General features: G+C 39.3%; 9 protein-coding genes. 1 reads left to right on the top strand and 8 read right to left on the bottom strand.

Translation table 11 applies throughout. From position 1 onward, the window contains the following. Window positions 1-230: 230 nt before the first annotated feature. From QZ055_RS01980 to moaC, 5 genes are all read right to left on the bottom strand, one after another. Window positions 231-1,196 (bottom strand): epoxyqueuosine reductase, encoded by a 966-nt coding sequence (locus QZ055_RS01980; RefSeq protein WP_295824314.1) that lies wholly within the window; start codon window positions 1,194-1,196, stop codon window positions 231-233. Window positions 1,197-1,332: 136 nt separating this feature from the next. Further along, the gene (murB, locus tag QZ055_RS01975; RefSeq protein WP_295824313.1) at window positions 1,333-2,265 is read right to left on the bottom strand and encodes a UDP-N-acetylmuramate dehydrogenase; all 933 of its coding nucleotides are present in this window, start codon (window positions 2,263-2,265) and stop codon (window positions 1,333-1,335) included. Beyond that, window positions 2,237-2,605 carry a YlbF family regulator gene (locus QZ055_RS01970; protein WP_295824311.1) on the bottom strand — a complete coding sequence of 123 codons (369 nt, stop codon included), beginning with the start codon at window positions 2,603-2,605 and terminating at the stop codon, window positions 2,237-2,239. The genes murB and QZ055_RS01970 overlap by 29 nt, the downstream gene beginning before the upstream one ends. Window positions 2,606-2,709: 104 nt before the next feature. Continuing rightward, window positions 2,710-3,195, bottom strand: coding sequence for a tRNA (uridine(34)/cytosine(34)/5-carboxymethylaminomethyluridine(34)-2'-O)-methyltransferase TrmL (gene trmL, locus QZ055_RS01965; RefSeq protein WP_005385766.1), 486 nt, complete (start codon window positions 3,193-3,195; stop codon window positions 2,710-2,712). 28 nt (window positions 3,196-3,223) lie between these two features. Then, window positions 3,224-3,736, bottom strand: coding sequence for a cyclic pyranopterin monophosphate synthase MoaC (gene moaC / locus QZ055_RS01960; RefSeq protein ID WP_295824309.1), 513 nt, complete (start codon window positions 3,734-3,736; stop codon window positions 3,224-3,226). 108 nt (window positions 3,737-3,844) lie between these two features. On the opposite strand from moaC, the gene QZ055_RS01955 reads away from it, so the two are divergent. Continuing rightward, window positions 3,845-4,522, top strand: coding sequence for a metal-dependent hydrolase (locus tag QZ055_RS01955; RefSeq protein WP_295824307.1), 678 nt, complete (start codon window positions 3,845-3,847; stop codon window positions 4,520-4,522). A 126-nt stretch (window positions 4,523-4,648) separates the two neighbouring features. Here QZ055_RS01955 and QZ055_RS01950 read toward each other — a convergent pair whose 3' ends face one another. From QZ055_RS01950 to QZ055_RS01940, 3 genes are all read right to left on the bottom strand, one after another. Next, on the bottom strand, window positions 4,649-6,292 hold the full coding sequence (locus QZ055_RS01950) for a VWA-like domain-containing protein (protein WP_363178599.1): 1,644 nt from the start codon (window positions 6,290-6,292) through the stop codon (window positions 4,649-4,651). 96 nt (window positions 6,293-6,388) lie between these two features. Continuing rightward, on the bottom strand, window positions 6,389-7,489 hold the full coding sequence (locus QZ055_RS01945) for an AAA family ATPase (RefSeq protein ID WP_295824302.1): 1,101 nt from the start codon (window positions 7,487-7,489) through the stop codon (window positions 6,389-6,391). Between the two features lie 12 nt (window positions 7,490-7,501). Further along, window positions 7,502-8,308 (bottom strand): hypothetical protein, encoded by an 807-nt coding sequence (locus QZ055_RS01940; RefSeq protein WP_295824300.1) that lies wholly within the window; start codon window positions 8,306-8,308, stop codon window positions 7,502-7,504. Between the last annotated feature and the right edge of the window lie 4 nt (window positions 8,309-8,312).

Here is an 8,312-nt window from a genome sequence, read left to right as displayed (position 1 = left end):
GATAATCGCTACATTACGAAGATTTTCGCGAATCATAAGATCCTCCCTTTAATTCTTTCAGTATATTCTATATCACATAGGACTTGTGAAAGTCACTATGTAGGTATATTCCCAAAATTGGCAACAGTTAATTATAACGTAGTCTATAGAAAAAAGTCAAAGAAGTACAGGATTTCTAATCATGGCAATTTCTACATTTGATTATACTTTTGACTCATCTTATAGACCAATCATTGTTTTTGCCACCTATTTTTGTATTCTATAGCCCGCCTAACAGATTTACGCAACAATGGAATTTGTTCATTCGTTAAATGAAAACAGAATTTAGGAATCATTTGTTCTATAATCTCTTCATCAGAGGCTTTCAAAATAAATTCTGGCTGTAGTATAGGCTCCAATTCATCAAGTCCAGGATAGTCTTTTCCGATGCTCCAATCATGATTCTTATTAAATGGGCACGAGTCTTGGCAATTATCACAACCTATAATCCACTCTTCCAACATATCCTCTGTCACACCTTCTGGCAAATTACCATTACCAAAGGTATTGATAAAAGAAACACATGTTATTGGATTCATCGTAAATGGTGCAGATAAAGATTTTGTCTTACAACCTTGCTGACATAAGTTACAAGAATCTGGGCACGGAGGAATATCCGTATCATGAATATATTCACAAGACTTATCTATTAAATAGGCTACCAATTCATAATTAGAACCTTTAGGACCATAAAAGAAATTATTTTTTCTATAAATTCCAAGGCCCGCGGCTACAGAAGCAGGACGCAGAGGGACAACACCAGCTGGCTTTGCAGTTTCACCACCAATATATTGAATATTTTGACTCTGTAACCATGTCTCAAAAGATTGTCTCCGTTTAAATTCAACACCATCAGGAATATTACTTAAAGATAATAGTAATCCTTTTGCATATCGATTCTGTAGCGAAGCAGGAAACTTATAATTTCCAAAATACTCGGTACAAACTACAATGGATTGTGCCCAAGGATAATTATTTTTTAATGCTAGAAAGTCTTTACTATGAGCATATACATCTTCACTTTCAGGTACATCTTCTAAACGCTTCGTCAACCGGTCTTTATAAAAATCAAGTGCATCAAGAGGCACTATACCACAACTATCATAGCCACATGCTAGTGCTTTATCATGAATCTCTTGTGCCAATAAAGTATTCATATCATCGCCTCCTAAACATTGATTAACCATATAGTTATCATACTCTTTTACAGACTATAAAAAAAGATTTCTTATGAGTTCATTCTCCAAAAAAGTAATGATACATAAGAAATCTTGTATTAATATTTAGTTTGTATTAATCTTCACCAATCATACGTACTTCTGGCTCCAGATGTACACCATGTTGATCATATACGCGTTTTTGTACCTCTTTAATAAGATCAAGTACATCTTTAGCTTTAGCATTGCCAGTATTGATAACAAAACCAGCATGCTTATGAGATACTTGTGCGTCACCAACAGATAACCCTTTAAGACCTGTTTGTTCAATCAAAGTACCTGCAAAATACCCTGGTGGGCGCTTAAAGGTTGAACCCGCGCTAGCATACTCTAAAGGTTGTTTAGATTCGCGCTTTTCTGTGAGCTCATCCATGCGAGCCTTAATAGCATCCTTATCACCAGGTTGTAACGTCATAATAACCTCTCCAATAACCTCATGATTATCGTGGAATACGCTATGACGATATCCAAAATCTAAGTGAGATGCATCGTACTCCTTAATATTGCCCTCGAAGTCTACAGCTAGTACTGAAGTGACCACATGGCTCATTTCCCCGTCATAAGCCCCTGCATTCATAAATACAGCACCGCCCAATGTTCCTGGAATACCAATGGCAAACTCAAGGCCAGAGAGACCATTTTCCCAGGCAAATTCAGACGCATCTTTTAACATATACCCAGAACCAATGCATAACACATTATCATTGCAATCCATGATTTGTGTCATATGTCGAACCGATACGACAGCACCGCGAATACCACCATCCTTCACCAAAATATTGGAGCCGCAACCAATAATAGTTACAGGCACTTGTAATTCGTGAATCTTGCGTAGCGTAAAGCTCAACTCATCCATCGTTGTAGGTTCAATAAATAAATCAGCAGGACCACCAATTTTAAATGTCGTATGATGACAAAGCAGTTCCTGTTCTCGTACACGTGTACTAGGTAATTTCTCTAATAAGGCTTCTTTTAAGGCCTTAATGTTTTGGTTGTTGTTGTTCGCCATGATCTAACACTTTCATCCCCTCAGTGATTGGTTCGCTAATGATTTTATAAATATCATTAGAGATTTGGCTCCAACGCATTTGTGCTTGTAAATAAGCAGCCGCTGCAGCATTTTCTTGAATTTGAGGCATCAATTCCTCTTGTTTCTTTTGCAATTCATCAGCTTCTGGTGCACCAGACAACTTTGCGTATTCCCATTGCATTTGTTGTGCCATAAATGTGCGTACCAACGCCGCTGCTACTGCATCAGCTTTCAAAGCATCTTGAGCTGCCATTAACTCTTTGTACTCTTCGGATTCACGCATAGCGTGAGCTAAATCATGAGCTTTATCGTAGTTCATAATATCCTCCTCTAACAACACCTGTCAAAATACTACCTCTCATGTAGATTGGGTAGGATTTCTAACACATATTTATTGTATATATCTCAATGGTGAAAGTATATTTATTTAGGTTGAATCCAGTTGCCTTCGGCTTTAAGATCTGGATAATCAAGTTGGCGCATAGCTTCATACGCAATAATGGCTACTGCATTAGATAAGTTTAAAGAACGCGCCTCATCTACCATTGGTATGCGAATACATGTTTCTTCAACACCTTCTAATAAACTTTCAGGCAAGCCTCTTGATTCAGGGCCAAATACGAGCATATCCCCGATTTCATACTTTACCTCAGAGTGGGTATGCTTTGCTTTTGTAGTAGCGTAGAAATATCTGCGATCAGGATATTTCGCATATAACTCTTGAATATTTTCATGTACCTGTACATCTACCAAATGCCAATAATCGAGACCAGCTCGTTTCACGTGCTTATCATCGATAGAAAAACCCAGTGGTTTGATAAGGTGCAAGGTCATGTGATTAGCGGCGCATAAACGCGCTATATTTCCTGTATTGCCAGGGATTTCTGGCTCATAAAGTACTATTTCCATTTTCGTTCCCCTATTCTTTATATCTATATTATTCTACAAAGGAACGCACAAAATGTCCACTTTTACCGCCTTCTTTTTCTACGAGATAAGTAGGGCCCATAATCATGCCTTTATCGATAGCCTTACACATATCGTATACAGTGAGTAATCCCACTTGAACAGCTGTAAGGGCTTCCATTTCAACGCCAGTTTTTCCCGTCGTTTTAACGGTAGCACGAACCTTAACAGCCTTATTATGGTTTTCATCGGTGCAAGCAGGGCTTTCACCATCTACTAAAGTGCAATGCACCTCAACCTTTGTGAGTGCCAATGGATGGCATAGAGGAATTAAATTACTCGTTTGCTTAGCCCCCATAATAGCGGCTAGTTGCGCTACACTAAGAACATCGCCCTTTTTCATAGTGCCTGCAGCAATGCGCTCATAAATGGAGTCATTGATAGCAATGAACCCTTCTGCGACGGCTGTACGAGAGGTAATATCCTTATCGGATACATCTACCATCCAAGCGTTGCCATCTTGGTCAAAATGTGTTAAATCCATAATATATCCTTACTAATTCTGCATAAATTATCATCAATAGTTTTATTTTCATTTATTATATTATACAATAGAATTAAGATTTATATGTATAAGGAAGGAAGTGTTCCTATGAAAACAAAACTAACTTATTTTGGTCACGCTTGCTTTATGCTCACACGCGGTGATGTATCCATGATTTTCGACCCATTCTTAACTGGTAATACATGGGACAAAGCTAAAAAAGAAGATATTAAATGCCAATATATCTTTGTTAGCCACGGTCACGACGACCATTATGGCGATACAGAATTCATCGCTAAAGCAAATGATGCACTCGTTATCTCTACAGCTGAGGTAGCCGGTAAAGCAGCCGCTGCTGGTTGCCGCACTCATGCTATGCATTTAGGCGGTAAATTTGACTTTGAATTCGGTTCTGTTCGCATAGTACCAGCCTTCCATGGTGCTGGTATTCCTGGCGGTCATGCAGCGGGTTGTATCGTAGATTTCTACGGAGATATTGTATACTTCGCAGGTGATACAGCACTCTTTAGCGATATGAAATTATTAAATCGCTTTGGCGATATCGACTATGCTTTGCTCCCTATCGGTGATAACTTCACAATGGGCGTTGAAGATGCTGCCCTAGCCGCTTCTTATGTAAAAGCTCGTATCTCCATTCCAATTCACTACAAAACATGGCCTGTAATCGACCGTGAACCAGGCGTATTTACAAGCTTAGTAGAAGGTAAATACAACCAAACAGCACTTATCATCGATCCAGGTTCTTCTATCGAACTTAATAGCTAATGTAATAGAATTTTGATTACATAGAAATGACGCAATTCCAATGAATTGCGTCATTTTTTATATTCTTTTACAGACAAGCCCTATTACAAATCCAAGATATATCCATATTCATATCGAAAATAAGGTCTATATCTCTTGGTTTGCCATGGAGAAGCCCCCACGATTGGACATGCGTACAAATTCGTCTATATCCTGTGTTTCATCCACACCTACATAGCCTAGCTCGCGAACCATACCGTATGGATTATGCAAAGATAATTGAGGGTTTTCACCGGTAAGGACCCACAAAACCTTATAGCCCCTAGGAGTTTCACGCAGACGCTCCTCTCCTTTGCCATCCGTGAAGTATACTAGCAAATCTACACGATTCTGATTAGCTAATGCAAACACTGGAGAAAATGCTGTAGCACCGCGTACATCAAGGCGAGGCTTTACATCTTTTACAGATTCCATCGTATACGTACGGCGCACCTCATTATCACATTCTACAACAGTAATACGATGATTATAGGCATGTACAATTTGCAGTACTTGTTCTAATGCATTCGTAAACTCTGCATCTGTAATACTACCACTCATATCAAGAGCCACCCATACATTTGCCTTATGTTGACGCAAGGTACCAGATAATTCCAATCGTTCAGGCTGACGACGATTGCGACGCATCGTCGTTTTTTTGTACCCACTAGCGACCTTGCCCATCAGCTTTTTAAGATAAAAATACCATGGCAGAGCACGACGTGTCTTTTGGAATGTATCGATAAGACTTTTAACATACCCTTCCATGTCCCCTTTTGAGGCCTCATTGATATAACGTTCTGTAATTTGGTCCATCGTATCTGTATCAATGGAATCGGATTCATCCCAAATATCATGACTCGTTTGAGGATCAAACTCCATAGCTACTGCCGTATCAGAGTTATCTACAGGCAAAAAAAGTTCAGGTTTTTCCTTCATCGCCTTATCGATGGCTTTCGCATAGTACTCAATGGTGCGGAATCGTTTAAGCATCAAGCCAAAACGTTCATTTACATTGGCTACAGTAACCGCATCACGATCAACATGTTCTAAATAGTCGTTTACTACCATATCCATCGCCATATGTACAGCCGTTTTATTGAAGCTTTGGCTCAATGCTTTTACCCGCATCAAATGGGCGGAAATGATATGAAGAATTTCACGTTTAATACCATCCTTCATTACATCTGGCGGTTGTCGTAGTAAGATGAACGGATTGACGTATAATACATAGCCACCTTGTTTTAGGTTAATGCCAAAGGCACTGGTCATGTCAAAACGAATGCGATGGGCCATTTGCAAATAGAAATAGCCAAAGAATTGGTCTTCTTCAAGTAACAAGCTATTCACATCATGTAGAATATTCCACAACCGTTGCTCATAAGCAGGTGTCATGACAGCTTGTTGCATAACAGCAAGGTCTGAGCCTTCTACCTGCAGCTCATCTAGGGCACGTCCTATGGTCCCTATATGACTATCTGACATATTGTGATTCATCATATCTGCTGCTATGCGTTGTGGTTCCATGCTATGATGTTGCGCTTCATAACTATCTACATAAGCTTCGTAAGCGGCATAGATTTGCGTATATAAGGCTTCTGCCTCACGATGAATGCGCTCTCGCTTTGCATGCCAACGATCAAGAGCCACGATGGCCTTTTCATCATAGGACCCTGTTTTTTCCCACCCATCTATATGAGTGAGTAAATCAGAGGCGTCGCGAATATCGTCCTTATCTAAATTTCGTTGCATCATTCCACCTCCTTTTTCTTTTTTAAACTATATATTAATTACCTTGTGTTATACATACATTATTAGGTAAAACTGTTATTACCTAGCTAAATAGACTTACTTTTGTGCTTCAAAGAAAGTATCTACGAATAAATCATCTTCAATGGCATAGGCGTAAACACGTTCGTAAGTGTTACGCAAGTCTTTCATAACTGCTACGCGTAAATCACCTGGATATAATGTAAGGAATTCAATGAAGTGATGAACTTCTTCGGCATTACTGTTTCGATTTAAACGATGCAACATATTTTTAGCTGCTACATATAAACGAGTTGGGCTTTCACCTTTAACCTGTTCAGCCATAGACATAATAGCACCTGGTTTTTGAACCGCCGCCAATACATCATCAAAGGTAATAAGTGGCTCTTGATCGGACTCAACAAAGTTTACGAAAGCCTCCGCAATGAGTTTACCCACGTTACCGCGGATAACATTCATGAATACTTCGCGACTATATGCTAAGCCTTCTTGATTTTTATAAATTGTATATAACCCAGATACACGTTCAAAGGAACGTGGTGTAGCATCAATGTCATCCTCATGACGTTGATTTAAGTATTCTGGATAGGAAGAAATAAATTCGATAACCTTTTCTTCAATCCCCGCACCGATAGCCCAGTCAATCCATTGCATGTAATCAGCATTCATATAGAGCCAGACAAAACGGTTTTGTTGTGCCGGGTCCATATCAATTGTTTGGTAGTCAAAAGAATCCTCAGGGTTCATAGCGGCGATAATACGCACTTGGTCGCTTAAAGAAAAGCCATTAATTTCACGATTCAAAATAAGGTTCATTAACTCTTGTTGCACCGCATGTTCTGCACGGTTAATTTCGTCAATAAACAGCAATACTTGGCGCCCTTTATCTACAGCTTGTGCCACATGTTCCAATGTATGATGCACAGCATACACTGTAGTCTTTACGGAATGCGTATTACCATGACCATCTGTATGTGTTACAGATTCTACAGTTGGTAAACCACCAATTTCACCTTCTTTTAAGAGGTTACCATCGATTGTTACCAATTCCCAGTCGTGCTCAGCGGCTACACGCGCTGCAAGAGATGTTTTACCAATCCCCGTTTCACCCACGAGCAAAGGTACTTGATTCGCAGCAAGCACTAACTCTACGCTTGCCATTGTATCTATAAAGTTCATTGTATCTCCGTTCTAATATTTCAAATATTCACTAACTGCAATTTTCTTAACAGCTCGAGTTCCATAAGCATCTATGAGTGACAATAGATCGATAGGCCATTTAGATTGACGACCTCCGATAGCTTTATTGTTAATCAATTCACGAATATAGTCCTCATCAACTGTATCACTAGTGATAGCGCTAATAATGATTGATTTAATTTCGTCTACAGTGACGCCTAAATTATTTGGTATATATCCTAGTGTAGCAGCACTTACACTGAATAGGTGTAATGCCAAATCTTTAGTAAGCTTTGTGATTTGTCGCATTGCCTGTGGATCTTGTTTTACTGCTGCTTCTAGAACCGCTACGCTAGGCTCATCAATATAACGCAAGGCCAAGTAATTTTCTTTAACTGCTTGCAATTGTACGGATTCGCTGGGCTCCTTAATATATTGCAATGCATCATAGTTGGCCTTTACGGCTTCCAACTGCAGTGCTTCTGATGGATTAGCGATGTAGCGTATGGACCATCCAGATTGAGCGAGTGCTTGCTGAACAATCGTATCAGATGGATTATCGATATATTCTAAAACAGCCCAGTCCTTTTCTACCAATGACTGTAATAAATCCTCTGTAGGATTTTCCACGAATTGTATGGCTCGTGGTGATTGTGAAAGCGCCGTTTCAATAACCTTTCTAGTAGGTTCTTTAATATATTGCAACAACATGCCATTTTGAGCTACGCAGGTAAGTTGCATTGCTTCTGTAGGATTAGGAATATTCCTAATTCCATGTGGATTATTGGTCAGCGCCGTTATATATTGTTCTTCTGTCATACTA

It is taken from the genome of uncultured Veillonella sp. (assembly GCF_905209685.1).
Lineage (GTDB): Bacteria > Bacillota > Negativicutes > Veillonellales > Veillonellaceae > Veillonella.
The sequence above is the reverse complement of the archived record's forward strand: the minus strand, read 5'-3'. Positions and strand labels throughout refer to the sequence as shown.